The following is a 19,824-nucleotide window of genomic DNA, read 5'->3' as shown; positions in this document are numbered from 1 at the left end:
CGATCCCACGCCGCCTCAGCTCTCCGCGTCCTCGTCGGCCCCGGACCGCGTCGCGGGGCCTGCGTCCGGGTGTTCGGCGGGCCGGGTGGTCCGCGTCGTCCGTTTCGCGGCCTTGCCCGCCCTGGCGGGCTGCGCCGTACCGCGGGTGCGGGCGGGCGCCTTCGGCGCGGTCTTGGCGACGGCCTTCCCGGGCCGTTTCGCGGCCCGGCCGGCGGCGTCGGGCGCGGCTGCCTCGTCGGTGCCGGTCCCCGCCGCGCCGGACCAGGGCTTCGGCGTGCCGGGTCCGGTCTCCGCCGTCCCGGGGCCGTCCCCGCCGGCCGACGGCTCGTCGGCACGTGCCGGTCCCGGCGGTACGGGTGCGCCCGGCGCCCCGAACGGCAGCACCCGCACCTCGGGCCGCTCGACGGGCTTCGCCGGTGTGGGCGTCTCGCGGCCGTCGATGAGGACCAGGGACGCCTGGTAGACCACGGACAGCGCGTACGGGGTCTGGTAGAGCATCCCCCACAGCTTCGACGTCTCGTCGACGTCCATCACCGTCGGCGTGAACCGCACCCGCTGGGCGGCCTCGGCGAGGTTGCTGCCCGCCAAGTAGGGCTTCTCACCGGCGAGTTCGATGACGTCCTTGGGCAGCACCGGGATCTCGTGCAGGGTGCGCACCACCGAGCCGATGAGCCGCTGCCCGACCAGCTCGGTCTCGTCGCCGTACGCGCTGATCACATAGTGCAGGTCGAGCGCGGCCACGGCCCGGCGCACCAGGGTGCCGTCGGCGGCGCGGGTCGGCAGGTCGTCGTTGCGCCGTGAGACGTTGGGGGTGACCTGGTAGAGGAAGACGGAGATGGTGGGGTCCGTCGGCGGGTCGGCGGGCGGCTTGCGCGGTTCCACCTTGACGGCCATGTCGATCTCCGGCTGCAGGTGGGACTCGATCAGCAGGGCGAGGGCCTGGCTGACATGGGCGATGACGAGTGCGTTGCTCATGGCGTCAGTTCCTCGGTTCCTCTCGTCGTGCCGGTCCTGCCGCGGCACTGCCGGCGTGGTTCACTCACGCCCCCGGGCCAGGTAGTCGGCCAGGCTGAGGGCGGTGCCCGGCCGCTCGGCCGACCGGGCCCTCGGGGCACGGCCGCCGGCCGGTGCCTGGCCGGCCGTGACCTCCAGCCGCCCGATCTGCACCTGGACCACCTGCTCGGGCGTCCGTGCGGGACGGCGGGCGGCGGCCATGCGTACGGCGTCCCTGGCCGCCGTCGTGTCCGCGGGGCTGGGGCGCACTGCCGCCGGCACGACGGATGCGGGATCGGCGTCCCGGCCCGGGAGGGTGAGCGAGGACGCCGCGGTCCGGGCCGCGCGCGGTTGTGGGTGTCCCGGCCCGGGGGTGCGCGATCCGGGCCGGGGCACCGGGAGCGGGCCCGGCGCGGCGGGCGCGACGGGATGCAGCAGCGGTGCCTCGACCGGGGCGGGCGACGCCGGCCGGGCGGCCGGTTCGGCGGGCGCCTGCCGGGTGTGCACGACGGTGCGCTCCCGTTCCGTGTGCCGCGGGCCCGCGGTGCCGGCCGGGCGCGGATCGTCCCGGTCCGCCGCGGCGGCCGGCACCGTGAAGGGCCGGCCGGCCGGGTCGGCGGTGTCGGGGTCCTGGGTGCCGGCCCGTACCGCCTCGACCCGCTCGAACGGGCCGGGCAGCCGGGGGCGTACCCGGAACGCGGCCGGTCGCGGGGCGGTGTGCCGGGCGATCAGCCGGTCGAGGAAGTCGGGCTCTGCCGGGGGCGCCTCGGGGGTGGAGTCAGACATCCGCACACAGCTCCAGGTAGTAGCGGCGGCGCAAGGGGCTGAGCGCCAGGATCTCCGGCTCGCTCCACCCGTAGGCGGTGGCGAGCAGGTGGACGTCGAGGAGCAGGTCCCGTGCCCAGGAGTCCAGTTCGGTCCACAGGTACGAGGCGATGTCCAGTTCGGCGCGGGTGGCGGCGCCGCACTCGGGGCAGCCGACGTTGAGCGTCAGGTCGGCGGCCGGATCGGCGGTCTCGACGGTTTCGGCGAGGCGCCGCTGCACGTGCGCCGGCAGGGCGTCGGCGCCTGCCGGTGCCCCGTCCCGCACCGCCGAGACCAGGCACCGGGCGAGCAGCGCGGCGCGGGGGTCGGCGGACCGGGCCACCGCGGTCAGGTCGGCCGGGCCGGGCAGCCGGAACTCGATCTCCCAGCCGTCCTCGGCGATCCGGACGACCGGCTCGCGCGGCCCGGCCGCCGAGGGGGCGAACTGGCCGGCGTCGAGGTCGAACTCCATGTCCTGGCCGCAGGTCCGGCACTCCAGCCGGACCTGCATCCGCTCCCCGAACAGAGCCCGGCGCAGCGCGAACAGGTCGGCCTCGCGTTCGCCGACCGGCAGCGCCACGAGCGTCCCCGGGTCGGTGTCCGGGCGTGCCGTGCGGTGCAGCAGCAGGGCACGCCCGGCGGGCGCCTCGGCGAGCCCCGCCTCCCAGGTGTCCAGCAGTCCGGCCGTCCCGGTGATCGCCATGTCTCCCCCCGCGTTCCTCGACCGGTCCGGGTTCAGGCCGGGTTGAGGAAGGACGGTTCCTCGGGCTCGGGCACCTCGTAGTCCCGCTCCCAGCCCTCGCACTCCAGTTTCAGGCTCTGGATCGCCACCGCGTTGGCGTTGGCGTCCAGTTCGCCGAGCACCTGGTACTCACTGGGCCAGGCCCGGTAGAGCTTGTGCGACACGGCGACCTGGCCGGCCTCGTTGAGGACCTGGATGACGATGTCCTTGCGGAAGTCGGCGAGGGACACCTCGGAGCCGAGCCCGGCGCCGACCTGCCAGACCTTGTTGGCCCAGCGGTCGAACTCGGGGTCGTGGGTGACCCCGCGCTCCAGCGTGATGCCCTCGAACTCGGAGCGGCCGGGCGACTTGCGCGGGGAGGAGGGGTCGCCGCCGTGCCGGTGCTTGACGACCTCGGTGGTCCGCTTGAGTGGACTGATCTTGCTGATGCCGGCGACCGTACGACCGTCCCACAGGACCAGGAACTTGAAGTTCTTGTAGGGGTCGAAACGATGGGCGTTGACGGTGAACTCTGCCATCGGATTCCTTCAGCTCTCCACGTCTTTGGGGTTCCCGTGGGCCTACAGCTCGAACTGCCCGGAGGTCTGCTGGATTTTGACGATCACGAACTCCGCCGGGCGTACGGGCGCGATGCCGACCAGGACGTTGACGATGCCGTTCGCGACGTCCTCGTCGGTGGTGGTGTCGCTGTCGCACTTGACGAAGTAGGCCTCGCGCGGGGTGCCGCCCTTGAAGGCGCCCTGCCGGAACAGCGTGTGCAGGAACGAGGAGGCGCTGAGCCGGATCTGCTGCCACAGGTTCTCGTCGTTGGGCTCGAACACCACCCATTGCAGACCGCGTTGCAGGCTCTCCTCGACGTGCAGGGCGAGCCGGCGGACGGGGACGTACTTCCACTCGCTGTCGAGCGCGTCGGAGCCCTCCAGGGTGCGGGCGCCCCACACCGTCGGACCGGTCAGCGGGAAGGTGCGCAGGCAGTTGACGCCGAGCGGGTTGAGCAGTCCGCTCTCACGGTCGGTGAGGCTGACGGCGAGAGAGTGCACGCCGGCCAGCCGGGCCTCGGTGCCGGCCGGGGCCTTCCACACGCCGCGTTCGGAGTCGGTGCGCGCGATGACGCCCGCGACCGCGCCGGACGGCGGGAAGGCCCGCAGCCGCCCGGTGAGCGGGTCGGTGAGCTGGAGGTGCGGGAAATAGAGGGCCGCGTGGTTGCCGCGTACGGCGTCGAAGGCGGCGACTCCGGCGCGTGCCGCCTCCACGCTGACCCAGTTGCCGGGCGCGTCGACGAGCAGGAACATCCGGCGTTCCTCGCACAGCCGCTGGGCGGCGGAGACGACGGTGACGGCGTCCTCGGTGTTCTCGTACGCCGCGAGTTCGGGCAGGACGAGCAGGTTGACGTCGGCGACGTCGCGCAGCGCCTGGATGCCGGTCTTGTCGGCCTCGGAGCCGATGAGGTCGCGCGGTCCGGGGGCCTCGCCGTCCTCGCCGCCCGCCAGCGGGAACACGGGCGGGTTGACGGAGGCTTCCAGGCCGAGGTCGTTGGCGCACTCGCCGAGGAAGCGGACGACGTCCTCGGGGTCGGCTGAGCCCGCGACCACCTGGACGCGGCGGCCGAAGGGGGTGACCTCGACGCCCGCGAAGGCGTGCTTGCCCGGGGCGTCGGGCAGGGCCCGCAGTTTGCGCTCCAGGAGCAGGGCGAGGCCGGTCACGGAGGACGGGGCCTCGCCGTCGGAGTCGGGGTCGTGGAGGGTGAACTCGCGCTCCACGTCGCCGATCTTGACGGTGAGGTCCACGGCCAGGTCGGGCAGGTCGTGCCCGAAGGGCTTGGAGACCGTCCCGGACGGGTCGGGACGGCCCTCGCCGACGGCCTCGACGCGGATCAGCCGGGAGCCGGCGTTGACGACGGTCTGCACATAGCGACCGCCCGCCGGGTCCATGGACAGGCCGGTGAAGCTCTCCCTGGCCTCGCCCCTGGCGTCGTAGACGCGCAGGTTGAAGGTGTCGTCGGGGCAGGGCGTGTCGTGGTCGACGGCGACGCGCAGGCCGTTGCCCCAGCTGCCGGGCTCCTTGGCGTGCACGTCGAGGACCTTGGTCTCGCTGCGGCCCTCGGTGGACTTGAGGGTGACGCAGGCGGCCTTGCCGCTGCGGGCCTTGGTGACCCGCACGACGACGGCGACCGTGCCGCCGTTGCCGAAGAACTGGTGGACCGCGTAGCCGACGGCGCTGCGTGCGCTCAGTCCGCCGAAGCGGCGCTCGAACTCCGCGAAGCTGGTGACGCGTACCGGCTCGTTCAGCGGACCGCGCCGGGTGTGGCCCACGAAAGCGGTCACCGACGTGGTCAGGGTCGAGATGGTGCGGGTGCTGCTGGGAAGTTCTTCGACGTAGACGCCGGGATACGTCGGCTTGGCGGCGTTCACCGCGCTCATCGGCTCCCCCTCCTATCCCTGTCTCGGGCACCGGGCAAGGCACCAAGAGGCAGAGAGCGGAGGGACATGTCCGGATGGTGCGCCTGTCGAGCCGCGCGTCGAGGACGGGCGGCCTAGCGCACCGCATCAAGTTCCCCCGTCATCGCCCGGACGGTTCGGTTGTCCGGGCCAAGCAGCGCAGCTTGTGACTCCTGATGCTCAGGTGCTCGCACCACCTTGGTTCGTGGGCAGTTGACTCAACAAGGCGTGTTCTGGCCACCTGGCGAAAAGGTTTCGTGAAGGTCAACTTCCCAGTACCAGCACATCACTTCCGCGCGCCACCGGCAGGGAGTCCACGGTTCCTGCACAGCCGGCGTCCTGCCCTCACTCGATCGGGTCATACCGAGTCCTTCGCCCTCGGGCCAGTAAGCGATTGCCCAGTGGCCGGATCCACCGGTTGCCCGGCCGGGACCGTGTTCCGCGCACGTCGGGGGCGTTGTCAGTGGCCTGTCCTAAAGGTCCCGTCACTTGATCGATGCGGTGCGGCGAGGCACACATGGGGTGGGTGACGCCGGGCGGCTACGCGGTCGCCGTCGACGGCGGGAGGGTGGTGTGCCGCACGCGGCCGGACGGCGGCTGAAGTCGGGTCCGGCCAAGCTCGCGGACGATCCTGCGGTCGTCGGGCTGCGTCAGCTCGCCGCATGGCTGGAGCGGCACGAACAGCGCTGCCCGGCCGACGTGGAGCGGTGGATGGTGCGCTCGCTGCCGGTGCCGCTCGCCGTCGTCACCGGAGTGTGGGCTGATCCGGCATGGAGGTCCGCGCGGCGCACGCCGCGCGGCTCGCGGTGTCGGGCGCGACGGTCTCCCCGGCCGGACGGCTCGGCGCGAAAGCAGCGGTGCGGGCGGTTGGCACGCCGGGGGCCGACTGGGACGAGCGGCCCCTCGACCGGCCATCCCACGGATCCCGGCGCCCCTCTGGACCTGGGCTTCGACCGGCTGCTGTGCGCGGATCTGCCCACGGGCCGGACACCGGCGGCCGACATGATTCCCAGGCCCGCGCCCCAGGAGGCTTCGCTGTACCTGCTGCGCCGCCGGATCCGTCAGTCGATGTCCGGCGGACGGCGCGTACTCGCTTTCTCCGCCGGTGACACGGCGGACCGCCGACAACTGCACGGACACGCCTGGCGACGGCCGGCGACCTCCTCGGCGCCCTGCACTCGGCCGCGGCGGACCGCTCCCGCGACGCCTTCGGCCGTCTCCGGCCGGTCGACCGGGACCGGTTCGCCCGTAGTCGGCTGGCCGCCGCCCGGTACCTGGAGGAGGCCGACCGTGCGCTGTGCGCCGCGGCCTGGGGTGCGGGCCGCCACTCCCCGCGCCGACGGCCCCGGGCGGCGCCGGCGAGGGACCGGGATGAACCGGTCGGCGCCTGCCGCGGGGCCGTCAGGAGTGGTCGGCGCAGCAGGGTGTGGGGTTGGGCACCTCGAAGGGGGCGAGTGTCCCGCCCGCGGCGGGGACCAGGGCGAGGGTCAGCCGGCCGTCCCGCCACTCGGGCCGTACGTGGTCCTGGGTCACCACCGGTGTCCGCGGATCCGGCTCGGCGGCGAAGGGCGAGCCGACCACGACGACCCGTTCGATGGCCGACGTGGCCAGCAGATCGGCCAGGGTGACGGTGCCGGTGAGGCGGTCCGCACCGGGATAGAGCACGGCCCGTCCGCCGCTGCGCCGGACGTGTTCGGCCGCGCCCGGCTGTGCCGTGCGGGCGGCCGGTGCCGGGCCGTGCGTGCGGTCGCCGAGCACGGCGCCCAGGCCCGGGTCCGGGTCGGCGAGGCCGGTCAGGCGCTGCCACACCGTCTGGGCCGCCGTTTCGTCGGGCAGGGCGAACGAGACGGTGGTGCCCCTCCGGTCGGCGGTGCGGACCAGATGGGTGCAGGCAACGGTGCCGTCCGGCAGCCGGAGACCGTCCGCCAGCCGGTGGACGAGGTGATCCGCCTCGCGCAGGCTCACCGTGCCGGCGTCCACCCCGATGACGGAGCGGACGCCGGGCACGTGGTGGGGTGCCGTCATGCGGGCAGGACCCACATCGGGTTGGAGTAGAACCAGAGGTCCTTCCACGGGTCGGCGTCGCCGAGGACGTCCATGGCCGGACCCGCCGGGTCCACGGCGGCGCCGTTCAGGCCGACGGCGGAGCGGTTGCCGTCGGTGCCGCGCAGCCGTACGTACACCGGCTTGTCCACCCGGCCGAGGGAGTAGGCCAGCCGGACGGAACCGGTCGACCTGTTCACCTCGAAGGACTTCACGACCTTGGTGTTGGGGGTGGTGAAGGCGTCCTTGTCCGCGACCCGTCCGGTGACGTCGCCCTGGATGACGTCCACCCGGGCCAGCTCGGGCACGAACTGGGACCAGTTGGGGCCGCCCGCCAGGCTGATCTCGATAACCAGGTCGACCTGGCTGCCCCGGCGTACGTACAGCGAGTCGCCGAGCGTGACCGACCTGGACCCGGAGCGCAGCCGCGCGTCCAGGCCGCTGATCAGGCCGCCGTGGTCGACCCAGACGCGGCCGGCCCGGATGCCGTCCATGACCGCCTGGTACGAGAAGGAGGAGGCACCGACGTGCGTGCGGGAGTACTGGCCCGGCCAGTAGTCGCCGTCCGTCAGGTTCAGACCGCCGCCGTAGACCGGGTCCTCGTAGCGGCCGTTGGCCTCGAAGTTGCTGTTCGGACCGCGCACGGCGCTGTCCGCGTACACGTTGTGGGAGTCGGAGTTGGCGGTGATCCACCAGGGCTTGCCCTCGGCGAGCAGGCTGTCCCACAGGCCGCCGACGGTGGCGGTCATCCAGTCGAAGCCGCCCCAGGTGCGATAGCTCTCCAGCGGGTAGCCGGCGAACGAGTCGGCGCCGGGGCTGCCGTCGTAGTAGCCCCGTCCGCCGCCCGGACCCTGCGGCCGCGGCAGACCGGCGGCCTGGTGGCCGGGGGCGCCCTCCATGCCGACTGCGATGGCGGGGGCCGCGTCGCGCCAGCCGCGGATCTCGTGCGGGGAGTCGATGCCCTTGCGGGCCGGGTGGTTGGCCAGGAAGAGGGCGTCCTTGACCGTGCGGCGGCGCACCTGGTCGGCGAGGAAGTTGATGCCCGCGATGGCCAGTGCCTCGTTGGCCGGGGTGTTCGAACTGGCCTTCTTGACCGAGCCGTCGAAGGAGTTCTCGAACTCCTTCAGCACGGCGACCTCGTTCCTGCCCGGGTGGACGAAGACCGTGCCGTGCTCGGCCGCGGGAATGTTCCACTCCAGGCCCTGGAAGACCAGGGTGTCGCCGATCGTGTCGCGGGCCGCGACGATGTCCGGGTTGACCTTCTCCACACCGATCTTGGCGTGCGTCTCGCTGCCGTGGTCGGTGATCACCATCCAGTCCAGGCCGTGCGCGTTGCCCTGGCGGACGTGGTCGATGACGCGGTACTTGCCGTCGTTGCTGTGCTGGGTGTGGATGTGGTGGTCGCCGGCGAGCCACAAGTAGCCGCCCGGACGCGAGCCGTGCGACGCGTTCGTCGTCGTGGCCGGCGACGCGGCCGGGGACGCGGCCGCCTCGCCCGCGCCGCCGAGGACGCTGCCGGTCGCCAGTCCCGCGCCGAGCAGACCGGTGCGGCGGAGCATGGCGCGCCGCGACAACTGGCTGGGCGTCAGTTCGGCGTCGGGCACCGACAGGTCGAGGGCGGGCGGCAGGGACGTGGGCTCGTCGCCCCCGTGGTGGTGATGGTGATGACCGTGATCGTGTCTGTGGCCGTGGCCCATTTCAACTCCCGCTGACAACAGGGACGTACGCGCTTGGGACGTGTGGAGTCTGCAAAGCTCTGGTAAACGGGGAGGGTCAAGGCAATGGTCCGGCAACGAAGCCCGGATGTGCAGCGGGCGTCGATGCCCGCCCGGAGCTGCGCCGACGCCCTCGCGCCCGCGGGTCCGACCGCTCCCGCACGGCGGGGACGCGCCGCGTCGGCACCGCCGTGCGACCGCCCGGCCCCCTGGAATCGTTTCGGCCACCGGGGTCACGCCTGGGCCGCCCACGGACCGTTCGGTACGGCGCGGGAGCGGTGTGTCAGCCCGAGACGATCCCGACGACCAGGTTGATCACGGTGGCCAGGATGCTGGTGCCGAAGACGTACGACAGCAGGCAGTGCCGCAGCGCCACCGCGCGGATCGTCGAACTCGACACGCTGGTGTCGGAGACCTGATAGGTCATGCCGAGGTTGTAGCTGAAGTACAGGAAGTCCCGGTACGCCGGCGGCTCGTCCGAGTTGAAGTCGATGCCGCCGGCCGCCGTGCAGTAGAGGTGGGCGTAGCGCGTCGCGTACATCATGTGCAGGGCCGCCCACGCCATGAAGACCCCGCCGAGCGCGGCCGCCGCGGCGACATGGCCGTCGGCCGACCTGCCGAACGCCAGCAGCAGCACGATGCCGAGCAGCCCGCACAGGGCGGCCACGACCACGACGAGTTCGTCCAGGACCGGACGGAAGTCCTCGCGGCGGATGTTGCGGTGGGTCTCCTCGGCGTCCAGGGGCCACAGCACGATCCAGCCCGCCACCACGAAACACGTCTCCGCCGCCGAGATGCCGGCGAGCAGCCCGAGGGGCAGGTCGGTCGGGAGTCCGACGGCCACGCCGATGACCGCGCCGACGGCCGCCGATCCGAACAGCCGGGAGACCGCCGAGAGCGGCAACCGTGCACCCATGGACCGCAACAGTAGCGTCCGGGGCTCCGCCACGCAGGCAGCCACGGCCGGGCGCCGGGAGGCGCACCCGGGGCGGACGGACGCCGTCCGGCAGTCGTCGGGCAGCGGGGCGGGCCGCCATCCGAATGCCGGACGCGACCGTACGCGGCGGCGGCCCGACCCGTAGGGTGGCCGGTGCAGCTGGTTCGCCCCGTCAGCCGGACGGGATGCGTCGCAAGAGGGAACCCGGTGGGAATCCGGGACTGCCCCGCAGCGGTGAGCGGGAACGACCGCCGTCATACGCACTGGGCCCGAGGTACCGGGCCTGGGAAGCGACGGCCAGTAGGAGTCTCGTACGTGCTTCGTACGGACGAGATGTGCCCGCGAGTCCGAAGACCTGCCCGCTGCCCGCGCGCGACCGCTCGTGCGCGGACATCCCGGTGACCCCGAGGGCGGGTCGGGGACACCTCCGGACACTGTCCGGGGAGTGATGCCAGGCGCAGGGCCGCACGCTGCCACGCGTGCTCGTTCCGTCCGGTCCGGCACCCCTTCGCGCTCTCGCCCCGTCGCCGGGACCTCAGGGAATCGTCTCGCGAAGGAGATCTCCGTGACCACCGAGCCCACCACCGGGGCGGCACGGGCCACCGTGTACGGCTACCCGCGTCAGGGACAGCACCGGGAACTGAAGAAGGCCGTCGAGGGCTACTGGGCCGGCCGCGTCGGCGCCGACGCGCTGCGTGCCACCGCCGCCGGACTGCGCCGGGCCACCTGGCGGCAGCTCGCCGAGGCGGGCATCCACGAAGTGCCCACCGGCGACTTCTCGTACTACGACCACGTCCTGGACACCACGGTCATGGTCGGCGCGGTCCCGGACCGCCACCGGGCCGCCGTCGCGGCGGACGCGTTGGACGGCTACTTCGCCATGGCCCGCGGCACCCAGGATCTGGCGCCGCTGGAGATGACCAAATGGTTCGACACCAACTACCACTACCTCGTACCGGAGTTGGGTCCGGACACCGTGTTCGCGGCGGACTCGGCCAAACAGGTCGCGGAGCTGACGGAGGCCCTGACCCTGGGCCTCGCGGCCCGCCCGGTGCTGGTCGGACCCGTCACCTACCTGCTGCTCGCCAAGCCCGCGCCGGGTGTCGCCGCGGACTTCGATCCGCTGACCCTCCTCGACCGGCTGCTGCCGGTGTACGCGGAGGTCCTGGCCGACCTGCGGGCGGCCGGCGCCACGTGGGTGCAGCTCGACGAGCCCGCCCTCGTCCAGGACCGCACCCCGGCCGAACTCGGTGCCGTCGCACGCGCCTACCGGCACCTCGGCGGTCGCGCCGACCGGCCCAGGCTGCTGGTCGCCTCCTACTTCGACCGGCTCGGCGAGGCCCTGCCCGTGCTGGCCGACGCGCCGGTCGACGGGCTCGCGCTGGACTTCACCGGGGGCGGGGCCGCCCAGCTCGACGCGCTGGCCGCCGTCGGCGGGCTGCCCGGCAGGCGCCTGGTCGCCGGCGTCGTCGACGGCCGCAACATCTGGGTCAACGACCTGGCGAAATCCCTCGCCACGCTCGGCACGCTGCTCGGTCTGGCCGACCGGGTCGACGTGGCGGCCTCCTGTTCCCTGCTGCACGTCCCGCTCGACGCCGCCGCCGAACGGGACATCGAGCCGCAGTTCCTGCGCTGGCTGGCCTTCGCCCGCCAGAAGACCGCGGAGGTCGTCACCCTGGCCCGCGGCCTCGCGCACGGTACGGCGGCTGTCACCGCCGAACTGGCCGCCAATCGTGCCGCCCTGGCCTCCCGGGCGGCCTCGCCCCTCACCCACAGCCCGGCCGTGCGCGCCCGCACGGCGGCGGTCACCGGAGCCGACGCCCGCCGCGACCAGCCGTATGCGGTGCGGGTGGCCGCCCAGCGCGCCCGCCTCGGCCTTCCGTTGCTGCCGACCACCACCATCGGCTCCTTCCCGCAGACCGCCGAACTGCGCGCTGCCCGCGCCGACCTGCGGACCGGCCGGATCGACGGCGCAGGCTACGAGGAGCGGATCAGGGCCGAGATCCGGGAGGTGATCGCCTTTCAGGAGAAGACCGGCCTGGACGTCCTCGTGCACGGCGAGGCCGAACGCCACGACATGGTCCAGTACTTCGCCGAACGGCTCACCGGATATCTCGCCACCCGGCACGGGTGGGTCCAGTCCTACGGAACCCGTTACGTCCGCCCGCCGATCCTGGCCGGCGACATCTCCCGCCCGCAACCCATGACCGTGCGCTGGACCGGCTACGCGCAGTCCCTCACCGACCGCCCCGTCAAGGGTATGCTCACCGGCCCGGTCACCATGCTCGCCTGGTCCTTCGTCCGTGACGACCAGCCGCTCGCCGACACCGTCCGGCAGGTCGCCCTCGCCCTGCGCGAGGAGGTCGGCGACCTGGAGGCGGCCGGCACCCCGGTGATCCAGGTCGACGAGCCCGCCCTGCGCGAGACCCTGCCGCTGCGGGCCGCCGACCGGGCCGCCTATCTGGACTGGGCGACCGAGGCGTTCCGGCTCACCACCGGCGGGGTGAGCCCGGCCACCCAGATCCACACCCACATGTGCTACGCCGAGTTCGGTGACATCGTGCAGGCCATCGACGACCTCGACGCCGACGTGATCAGCCTGGAGGCGGCCCGCTCGCGCATGCAGGTCGCGCGTGAACTGGCCGCCCACGGCTATCCGCGCGAGGCCGGTCCCGGCGTGTACGACATCCACTCCCCGCGCGTACCGAGCGTGGAGGAGACCGCCGAACTCCTGCGCACCGGGCTGCGGGCGATCCCCGCCGAGCGGCTGTGGGTCAATCCCGACTGCGGTCTGAAGACCCGCGGCTGGCCGGAGACCCGCGCCTCGCTGGAGAACCTGGTCGCCGCCGCCCGCACCGTCCGGGGCGGGCCGGCCACGTCCTGAGCTGCGGCGCCCGGTCCGGGCCGGGGTGGGGGCGGCGTGCCTCACCCCGGTCCGCCGGCCGCTTCGCCGGGCGGCTTCCCGGTCGAGACCCACTCGTGGACGACGCTCGGGGACAGGCCGCCGTCGGCGGCTATGACCCGCTCCGGTACGCCGCTCAGCCAGGCGAGGAGCACGGCCCTGCGCAGTTCGGCCGCGCGGGTGGCGAGACCGGCCCGGTAGGCGCCCGCGGAGCCGACGGCGAGCTTCGGGGCGTCCTCCGCCAGGCGCCGGGCAGCCTTGCGCACCGTGCGTCGTGCGCTCAGTGTGTCGAGGTCGTTCATGCCGCTCTCGCCTCCCGTCGTTCCCGTTCCGTGTCGAGGTACCTCCGTTCCGTGTCGAGAGGATCGTGGTGCGTGTCGAGGCGGCCGTGGTCCAGGTGCCAGTGCAGATCCCGTACGCCGGGCTCCAGGGAGAGCCGGGCGATGAGCCGCTCCAGGCTGCGGGCGGGGTCGCCGGTGACGCAGACGCCGGCGCGCAGGGCGGTGGCCTCCTCGCCGTCGCGCAGCACCCGCAGGCCGGTGGGGGCCAGCCCGTCACCGGCGAGGGCCTGGGAGAGCTGCGCGCGGACATGGGTCTCGTCGGCGCGGTCGCAGACCACGTGGACACTGGCGCGCACGCCCTCGCTGTCGGGGTCGCGCTGCGGCACCCGGTCGATCAGCCGGCCGGCCGGACGCAGCAGCAGGTGGACGCCGAGGACCACGGCCGTACCGAGCGCGCACAGCGCAAGTCGGCCGGACGCGGCCAGCACCCCGACGGCGGCCGAACACCACAGTGTGGCGGCCGTGTTGAGGCCGCGGACGCCGCCGCCCTGGCGCAGGATGACTCCGGCGCCGAGGAAGCCGATGCCGGACACGACGTAGGACGCGACCCGGGTGGGGCTGCCGGTGTCGCCGACGGCCACGCCGTAGAGGACGAACAGCGTGGCTCCGGCGGCCACGAGTGCGTTGGTGCGCAGTCCTGCCATACGGGCACGCCACTGGCGCTCGACGCCGATCAGGGCGCCGCAGCTGACGCCCACCGCGAGCCGCAGCAGGAATTCGAAGGTGGTCAGGTTCGCCATGGGAGCCTCCCCTCCCCCGTCGTGACGGGGCAGGTCGAGGGCATGGCAGCCGCCGGGGCGGGGCGGGGGGCTACCGGATGCCCGAGGAGCGGGGGGACATGGGAATGCGGGGCCCGGTATGGCCGGGACTACTGCCACCGCTGCTGCGATCCATGTCGCTCACCTCCTCCTCGGTAGGCGGCGCCCGGTCCTCCCGGGCGTCCGGCACACCTCCAGAGTTGCACAGCGACGTGCATTCTGCCCGTCCTTGTCGCAGATCGTGCGGGGTGGCGTCCGCCCCGGGCGGCGGGGCGGATCAGCGGCAGTCCGCCCGGGTCGTTGTTCGCGCGGACCCCTGATGCGTCCCCGGCGGGGGTGCCGTCAGCCCGCGTCCCGGTGGTCCCGCAGGAGCCACTGGATCGCGGCCAGTGTCTCCGGGTCCGGGCCGCGGCCACCCGACGTCAGCGCCTCCAGACGCCGGGCGGTACGGAAGTCGTAGGCGTGTTCCTCCTCCTGGCCGGGCACCGCGGCGTACGACTCCGTGTCGGCGAAACCGACGACGACGTCGACGGCCCTGGCGAGGATCCAGGTGAGGACGAAGGAGAACGCGGCCACCGCAATGATGGCCACGACCTGCTTCCAGAGCAGTGAGCCGCCGCCGAACCGAGCCTCGGCGGACAGTCGTGGTCGTGGTGGCGGTCGGCGGAGCCGTGGGCGCCGCCCTCCGCTACGGGGTCTCGTCCCTGTGGCGCAATGGTTCCGACGCCTACCTCGTATGGCGCACCGGCGCGGCCGCCTTCCCCTGGAACACCCTGCTGATCAACGTCGTGGGCTGCTGTGCTGCTGGGTTTCGTCGTCCAGGCCGGTGCCGAAAACGGAATCGGGCCGCACGGGCATGCGCTGCTGTCGACGGGGTTCTGCGGGGCCCTCTCCACCTGGTCCACGTTCTCGCACGAGATCCTGGCCATGACCAGCGCCCGCAGGGCGACCGCCGCCGCCGGGTACCTCCTGGTCACGGTTGCCCTCGGCATCGGTCTGTCCTTCGCGGGCGCGGCCGCCGCCACGGCCCTGTGGTGAGGCGGACGAGCACCGTCGGCCTCACCGTTGCAGCAGGCGGCCACGCCGAGATCGGTCCCGCTCAGGCCAAGAAGCCCAGCCGCACCTGCCGGTTCGGGTTGTCCCGGTTGGTGTCGACCAGGCACACGGACTGCCAAGTGCCCAGTTCCAGACGTCCGCCCAGTACCGGCAGAGTCGCGTGAGGAGGGACGATCGCCGGGAGGACGTGGTCGCGGCCGTGGCCGGGGCTGCCGTGGCGGTGCTGCCAGCGGTCGTCGGCGGGGAGCAGGGTGTGCAGGACGGCCAGCAGGTCGTCGTCGCTGCCGGCGCCGGTCTCGATGACGGCGATCCCCGCGGTGGCGTGCGGCACGAAGATGTTCAGGAGGCCGTCGCGGCCGGCCGCCGCCTCGCGCAGGAAGGTCTCGCAGTCGCCGGTGAGGTCGATGATCCGCTCCCGGGAGCCGGTGGCGACGTTCAGCACCCGGGTGGTGAAGGCATCTGGCATGCCACCATCCTGACCCATGCACCGGTTTCGGCTCGTCCGCCGACCGCCGGCCGACCGCACTGCGTCCGCCGCGCCGGGCCCGCGTCGGGCCCGACGGCGCCGACTCGGGAGGGGCCTGTCGCCCGCCGGCGGCCGGGAAGATCCGCGTCCGCGCCGCTGTTGGCAGGGCCGTGGACAGCGAGCGCGAGGTCGAGACAGTCGTCATAGGCGCGGGGCAGGCGGGCCTGTCCAGCGCGTATCACCTGCGGCGCACCGGCTTCGCGCCGGACCGCGACTTCGTGGTGCTGGACCACTCCCCCGCACCCGGCGGTGCCTGGCAGTTCCGCTGGCCGTCGCTGACGTACGGCAAGGTGCACGGGATGCACTCGCTGCCGGGGATGGAGCTGACCGGCGCCGATCCGGCCCGGCCTTCGGCGGAGGTCGTCGGCGCGTACTTCGACAGCTATGAGCGCACTTTCGACCTGCGGGTACGGCGTCCGGTGGACGTCCGTGCGGTACGCGAGGGGGTGGCCGGCCGGCTGCTCGTCGAAACCTCGGACGGCACCTGGTCGACCCGGACGCTGATCAGTGCCACCGGCACCTGGGACCGGCCCTTCTGGCCGGTCTATACGGGACACGAGACCTTCCGCGGACGGCAGTTGCACACCGCGCAGTACGCGGGGCCCGAGGAGTTCGCCGGGCAGCGGGTGGTCGTGGTGGGCGGGGGTGCGTCCGCCACCCAGCACCTCCTGGAGATCGCGCCGTACGCGGCGGCCACCACGTGGGTCACCCGGCGGCCACCGGTCTTCCGGGAGGGCCCGTTCGACGAGGGTGTGGGCCGCTCCGTGGTGGCGTTGGTGGAGCAACGGGTCCGGCAGGGACTGCCGCCCCGCAGCGTGGTCTCGGTCACAGGTCTGCCGCTGAACGACGCCATCCGGCAGGGACTGCGGGACGGCGTCCTGGACCGGCAGCCGATGTTCGACCGGGTCGCCCCGGACGGCGTCGAGTGGCTGGGCTCACCCGGACACGGTGGCGGGCGGCACGTCGACGCCGACGTCATCCTGTGGGCGACGGGATTCCGGGCCGCCCTCGACCATCTGGCGCCGCTGCGGCTGCGCGAACCGGGCGGCGGGATCCGGGTCGAGGGGACCCGGGTGGCCGCCGATCCGCGGATCCACCTGGTCGGCTACGGCCCGTCCGCGAGCACCATCGGTGCCAACCGGGCGGGACGCGCGGCCGTGCGGGACATCCGGGGGCTGCTGGCCGCGGAGGCCGCCGCATGACGTCCCGGCTGCTCAGCTCGGCGACTGCGAGGCCGGAGACTGCGCTGCGGTCCGGCTCGGGCTCTGCTGCGGCTGACTGCTCTTGTGCTGCTGGGCGTTGAACTCCGCGACGTTGCGCTGGTGCTCCGTGTAGTCGGAGGTGAAGCGGGTGTCGCCGGGCTTGACCGTGACGAAGTACAGCCAGTCGCCGGGAGTCGGGTTGAGCGTCGCACGCATCGCGGTGTCGCCCGGGTTGTCGATCGGCGTGGGCGGCAGCCCCATGCGCTGGTACGAGTTGTAGGGGCTGTCGATGCGGGTGTCGTCCGTGCTGGTGTGGATCGTGTGGCGGCGCAGCGCGTAGTTGATGGTGGAGTCCATCTGGAGCGGCATGCCGCGCGCCAGCCGGTTGAGCACGACCCGGGCGACCTTCCCCATGTCGTTCCTGGTGGATGCCTCGGCCTGAACGATGCTCGCGATGGTGACCGCCTGGTGGACGTTCATCGCGTTGCGCTGTGCACCGGCCGCGAGGGGGGCGCCGTTGAACTTGTCGTTCGCGGCGTCGACCATCGACTGCAGCAGCGACTCGGGCGTGGCGCCCTTCACGACGGAATACGTCGCCGGGAAGAGATAGCCCTCCGGGTTGCCCGCGGCGTCGTGCGGCAGTTTGAGGCCGGCCTTGCCGATGGTCTTGGCGGTGGCGCCGGTGGGCAGGGCGAGCACCTTGTCGACGGCTTCGTAGACCTGACTCGCCCGCCAGCCCTCCGGGATCACCAGGCTCACGGGCTTGGGCGGCTCGTTGCCCAGGGTCAGCAGCGGCACCGCCACGGCGGTGCCGGCCACGACGGCGCCGGTCACGACAAGGACGAGCTTGCCCCGGCGCGTCAGTCGAATCGTGCTCCGTGACGGAGTGTTCATCTGCATGCGGGCACGTTAACCCGCATACACGCGCAAACCTGGCATATCTTCAGCTTGTCGGTTCCAGTTGCGCATCTCGGCGGACCAGGGCCGCGTAGCGCCCGCCGAGCGCGAGCAGTTCCTCGTGCGTGCCGCGTTCGGCCACGCGCCCGGATTCCAGGACCACGATCTGGTCGGCACCCCGGACGGTGGAGAGGCGGTGCGCGATGGTGAGTGTCGTCCGGTTGGCGGACAGGGCGTCGATGGCCGCCTGGACCGCGTGCTCGGTGCGGGTGTCCAGCGCGCTGGTCGCCTCGTCGAGGATGAGGACCGGCGGGTCGCGCAGGATGGTGCGGGCGATGGCCAGCCGCTGTTTCTCCCCGCCGGAGAAGCGGTGGCCCCGCTCGCCGACGACCGTGCCGTATCCGTCGGGCAGCGCCGCGATGTGGTCGTGGATCTGGGCCGCCTTCGCCGCCGTGTACAACTCCTCGTCGGTGGCGTCCGGCTTGGCGAAGCGGAGGTTGTCGGCGACCGAGGCGTGGAAGAGGTACGTCTCCTGCGAGACGACTCCGACCGCGCGGGCGAGCGTGTCGAAGTCGAGGTCGCGCACGTCGACACCGTCCAGGGTGACCCGGCCCCCGGTGACGTCGTAGAGCCGCGGCACCAGATAGCCGAGGGTCGACTTGCCGGCGCCGGTGGGACCGACGATCGCCAGGCTGCCGCCCGCGGGAACGGTGACGTCGATGCCGTCCAGTACGGGGCCGTCCTCGGCCTCGTAGCCGAACTCGACGTCCTCGAACCGCACCTCGCCCTTGACCTGGTCGAGATGGACGGGCCGGTCCCGCTCGGTGATCTCGATCGGCAGGTCGAGGTATTCGAAGATGCGCTGGAAGAGGGCGAGCGAGGTCTGGATCTGGACGCCGGTCGCCAGCAGGCTCACGGCCGGGCGGAAGAGGCCCTGCTGGAGCGAGACGAAGGCGACGATGGTGCCGATGGAGGCCTGGGGCCCGCCCAGTCGGAGCGTCATCCCCGCGGCCCAGTAGATGACTGCGGGCATCGCGGCCATGACGATGGTGATCACGGCCATGCGCCAGCGGCCGGCCATACTGGAGCGCACCTCCAGGTCGACCAGTTGCTCGGACTCGTCGGCGAAGGACCGGGTGAGGGAGTCGGCGCGGCCCATCGTGCGGCCCAGCAGAATGCCGCTGACCGACAGCGACTCGGTGACGGTGGCGGCCATGGCGGCCATCTGCTTCTGGCGCTGGGTGGTGATCCGCTTGCGTTCGTTGCCGACGCGGCGGCCGATCCACACGAACACCGGCAGCAGGACCAGCGAGACGATGGTCAGCCGCCAGTCGAGGGCGGCCATCGCGACGATCGTGGCGACCACACCGGTCAGGTTGGACACCAGGGAGGTCGCGGTGGAGGTGACGGTGGCCTGCATGCCGCCGATGTCGTTGGCGATGCGGGACTGCACCTCGCCGGTGCGGGTGCGGGTGAAGAAGGCGAGTGACATGCGCTGCAGACGGCCGTAGACGGCGGTGCGCAGATCGTGCATGACGCGCTGGCCGACGGTCGTCGAGATCAGCGTCTGCAGCACGCCGAAGACGCTGTTGAGGACGGCACTGAAGATCATGCCGAGCGCGAGCAGGCTCAGCAGACCGGTGCGGCCCTGCGGAATCGCGACGTCAAGGGTCTCCTTCAGCAGGAACGGCGTGGCGACGGACACCAGCGACGAGGCGCCGACCAGCAGGCCGACGATCGCGAGCCGCCCGCGGTAGGGGCGGAAGAGAGACAGGATGCGGCGCACCTGCCGAGGCCGGCCCTTCGGGTCGGCAGGCGGTGTCCAGGAGGGGGTGCGGTCGGGTTGCATGGGCTCCTACGGAGGTGAGGGTGCCGGCCGGAGGACCGGCCGGCGACGATTGAAGGATCTTAGCTCACTGTTACCTATACTCACAATGAGCGGACTCCTGATATTGTTCCCGCATGACCACCCCCGACCCCGAGGGCCGGCTCGCCGAGCAGCTGCTGCGCCTCACCCGCCGGGTCCAACGCATCCAGAAGCGCCATCTGGAGCACCGCGACCTGGGCGTCACCCCCGCCCAGTCCCGACTGCTGCGCACCCTGGCGCACTACGCCTCACCACCGCGCATGGCGGACCTCGCCGAGCGCCTGGAGGTGGTGCCGCGCGCGGTGACGACCCTGGTCGACGGGTTGGAGACACACGGCAAGGTGCGCCGGGTGCCGGATCCGACGAACCGCCGGGTGACCCGGATCGAACTGACCGAAGACGGGCACACGACGCTCGGGGAACTGCGCGCCGCACGCCGGTCGGCGGCGGAGGAGATCCTGGCCCCGCTCGCCGCGGAGCAGCGCGAAGTGCTCGGCGGGCTGCTCGACACCCTGCTCGACGACGCGGTCGCCCAGCGCTGCTGATCCCCCGGGACGGGTGACGGGCCGACGCCGGGGCGGTACGGGACGGCGGAGGCGTGAG

Annotated in this window: 18 protein-coding genes, 2 pseudogenes and 1 riboswitch; of the genes and pseudogenes, 6 read left to right on the top strand and 14 right to left on the bottom strand. The window is 72.9% G+C overall.

What is annotated here, in order from left to right; genetic code table 11:
* Window positions 1–15: 15 nt before the first annotated feature.
* Genes ACFYPJ_RS14090 through ACFYPJ_RS14070 form a run of 5 tightly spaced genes read right to left on the bottom strand, consistent with a single transcriptional unit; the run spans window position 16 to window position 4,959 of the window.
* The gene (locus ACFYPJ_RS14090; protein WP_389015441.1) at window positions 16–975 is read right to left on the bottom strand and encodes a Pvc16 family protein; all 960 of its coding nucleotides are present in this window, start codon (window positions 973–975) and stop codon (window positions 16–18) included.
* Between the two features lie 60 nt (window positions 976–1,035).
* Window positions 1,036–1,779, bottom strand: a complete 744-nt coding sequence (locus ACFYPJ_RS14085) for a hypothetical protein (RefSeq protein WP_389015438.1) — start codon at window positions 1,777–1,779, stop codon at window positions 1,036–1,038.
* Window positions 1,772–2,500, bottom strand: coding sequence for a hypothetical protein (locus ACFYPJ_RS14080; protein ID WP_389015435.1), 729 nt, complete (start codon window positions 2,498–2,500; stop codon window positions 1,772–1,774). Before ACFYPJ_RS14080 ends, ACFYPJ_RS14085 begins: the two co-directional genes overlap by 8 nt.
* A 32-nt stretch (window positions 2,501–2,532) precedes the next feature.
* Window positions 2,533–3,057 (bottom strand): phage tail protein, encoded by a 525-nt coding sequence (locus ACFYPJ_RS14075; protein WP_376526980.1) that lies wholly within the window; start codon window positions 3,055–3,057, stop codon window positions 2,533–2,535.
* Window positions 3,058–3,099: 42 nt separating this feature from the next.
* The gene (locus ACFYPJ_RS14070; protein ID WP_389015432.1) at window positions 3,100–4,959 is read right to left on the bottom strand and encodes a phage tail sheath family protein; all 1,860 of its coding nucleotides are present in this window, start codon (window positions 4,957–4,959) and stop codon (window positions 3,100–3,102) included.
* Between the two features lie 535 nt (window positions 4,960–5,494).
* Here ACFYPJ_RS14070 and ACFYPJ_RS14065 point away from each other — a divergent pair.
* Window positions 5,495–5,766, top strand: a pseudogene (locus tag ACFYPJ_RS14065) (DUF4132 domain-containing protein); the annotation flags it as partial.
* Between the two features lie 612 nt (window positions 5,767–6,378).
* On the opposite strand, the gene ACFYPJ_RS14060 reads toward ACFYPJ_RS14065, so the two are convergent.
* The 3 genes from ACFYPJ_RS14060 to ACFYPJ_RS14050 all read right to left on the bottom strand — a co-directional run bounded on the left by ACFYPJ_RS14060 (window position 6,379) and on the right by ACFYPJ_RS14050 (window position 9,651).
* Window positions 6,379–7,002 (bottom strand): hypothetical protein, encoded by a 624-nt coding sequence (locus ACFYPJ_RS14060; protein WP_389015430.1) that lies wholly within the window; start codon window positions 7,000–7,002, stop codon window positions 6,379–6,381.
* Entirely contained in the window at window positions 6,999–8,717 is a 1,719-nt protein-coding gene (locus ACFYPJ_RS14055) for a histidinol-phosphatase (RefSeq protein WP_389015428.1), read from the bottom strand. Before ACFYPJ_RS14055 ends, ACFYPJ_RS14060 begins: the two co-directional genes overlap by 4 nt.
* 301 nt (window positions 8,718–9,018) lie before the next feature.
* Complete coding sequence (locus tag ACFYPJ_RS14050; protein ID WP_389015425.1) at window positions 9,019–9,651, bottom strand: DUF1345 domain-containing protein; 633 nt, start codon at window positions 9,649–9,651, stop codon at window positions 9,019–9,021.
* A 179-nt stretch (window positions 9,652–9,830) separates the two neighbouring features.
* Window positions 9,831–10,036, top strand: a riboswitch (cobalamin riboswitch).
* A gap of 201 nt (window positions 10,037–10,237) precedes the next feature.
* On the opposite strand from ACFYPJ_RS14050, the gene metE reads away from it, so the two are divergent.
* Window positions 10,238–12,556: a 5-methyltetrahydropteroyltriglutamate--homocysteine S-methyltransferase gene (metE, locus tag ACFYPJ_RS14045; RefSeq protein WP_389015422.1), complete on the top strand. Its 2,319-nt coding sequence runs from the start codon at window positions 10,238–10,240 to the stop codon at window positions 12,554–12,556.
* Between the two features lie 41 nt (window positions 12,557–12,597).
* On the opposite strand, the gene ACFYPJ_RS14040 is transcribed toward metE, so the two are convergent.
* The 3 genes from ACFYPJ_RS14040 to ACFYPJ_RS14030 form a co-directional block, all read right to left on the bottom strand.
* The gene (locus ACFYPJ_RS14040; RefSeq protein ID WP_389015419.1) at window positions 12,598–12,876 is read right to left on the bottom strand and encodes a helix-turn-helix domain-containing protein; all 279 of its coding nucleotides are present in this window, start codon (window positions 12,874–12,876) and stop codon (window positions 12,598–12,600) included.
* Window positions 12,873–13,655, bottom strand: coding sequence for an MgtC/SapB family protein (locus ACFYPJ_RS14035; RefSeq protein ID WP_389015417.1), 783 nt, complete (start codon window positions 13,653–13,655; stop codon window positions 12,873–12,875). Before ACFYPJ_RS14035 ends, ACFYPJ_RS14040 begins: the two co-directional genes overlap by 4 nt.
* 360 nt (window positions 13,656–14,015) lie before the next feature.
* Complete coding sequence (locus tag ACFYPJ_RS14030) at window positions 14,016–14,264, bottom strand: ammonium transporter (RefSeq protein WP_389015415.1); 249 nt, start codon at window positions 14,262–14,264, stop codon at window positions 14,016–14,018.
* A gap of 17 nt (window positions 14,265–14,281) precedes the next feature.
* Here ACFYPJ_RS14030 and ACFYPJ_RS14025 point away from each other — a divergent pair.
* Both ACFYPJ_RS14025 and ACFYPJ_RS14020 read left to right on the top strand, forming a co-directional pair.
* Window positions 14,282–14,428: pseudogene (locus ACFYPJ_RS14025) on the top strand (hypothetical protein); the annotation flags it as partial.
* A 43-nt stretch (window positions 14,429–14,471) separates the two neighbouring features.
* Window positions 14,472–14,711 carry a CrcB family protein gene (locus tag ACFYPJ_RS14020; protein WP_389015413.1) on the top strand — a complete coding sequence of 80 codons (240 nt, stop codon included), beginning with the start codon at window positions 14,472–14,474 and terminating at the stop codon, window positions 14,709–14,711.
* A 61-nt stretch (window positions 14,712–14,772) separates the two neighbouring features.
* Here the strand turns inward: ACFYPJ_RS14020 and ACFYPJ_RS14015 are convergent, their stop codons facing one another.
* On the bottom strand, window positions 14,773–15,195 hold the full coding sequence (locus ACFYPJ_RS14015; RefSeq protein WP_389015410.1) for a YjbQ family protein: 423 nt from the start codon (window positions 15,193–15,195) through the stop codon (window positions 14,773–14,775).
* Between the two features lie 170 nt (window positions 15,196–15,365).
* On the opposite strand from ACFYPJ_RS14015, the gene ACFYPJ_RS14010 reads away from it, so the two are divergent.
* Complete coding sequence (locus tag ACFYPJ_RS14010) at window positions 15,366–16,457, top strand: NAD(P)-binding domain-containing protein (protein WP_389015407.1); 1,092 nt, start codon at window positions 15,366–15,368, stop codon at window positions 16,455–16,457.
* Window positions 16,458–16,469: 12 nt separating this feature from the next.
* Here ACFYPJ_RS14010 and mltG read toward each other — a convergent pair whose 3' ends face one another.
* On the bottom strand, window positions 16,470–17,357 hold the full coding sequence (gene mltG, locus ACFYPJ_RS14005; protein WP_389015404.1) for an endolytic transglycosylase MltG: 888 nt from the start codon (window positions 17,355–17,357) through the stop codon (window positions 16,470–16,472).
* 43 nt (window positions 17,358–17,400) lie between these two features.
* Window positions 17,401–19,203 (bottom strand): ABC transporter ATP-binding protein, encoded by a 1,803-nt coding sequence (locus ACFYPJ_RS14000; RefSeq protein ID WP_389015401.1) that lies wholly within the window; start codon window positions 19,201–19,203, stop codon window positions 17,401–17,403.
* A 113-nt stretch (window positions 19,204–19,316) separates the two neighbouring features.
* Between ACFYPJ_RS14000 and ACFYPJ_RS13995 the strand changes: the two genes are divergently transcribed.
* The gene (locus ACFYPJ_RS13995) at window positions 19,317–19,766 is read left to right on the top strand and encodes a MarR family winged helix-turn-helix transcriptional regulator (protein ID WP_389015399.1); all 450 of its coding nucleotides are present in this window, start codon (window positions 19,317–19,319) and stop codon (window positions 19,764–19,766) included.
* The last annotated feature ends 58 nt before the right edge of the window (window positions 19,767–19,824 follow it).

Source organism: Streptomyces sp. NPDC006012 (assembly GCF_042871185.1).
In the GTDB taxonomy this organism is placed as follows: Bacteria; Actinomycetota; Actinomycetes; order Streptomycetales; family Streptomycetaceae; genus Streptomyces.
The sequence above is the reverse complement of the archived record's forward strand: the minus strand, read 5'-3'. Positions and strand labels throughout refer to the sequence as shown.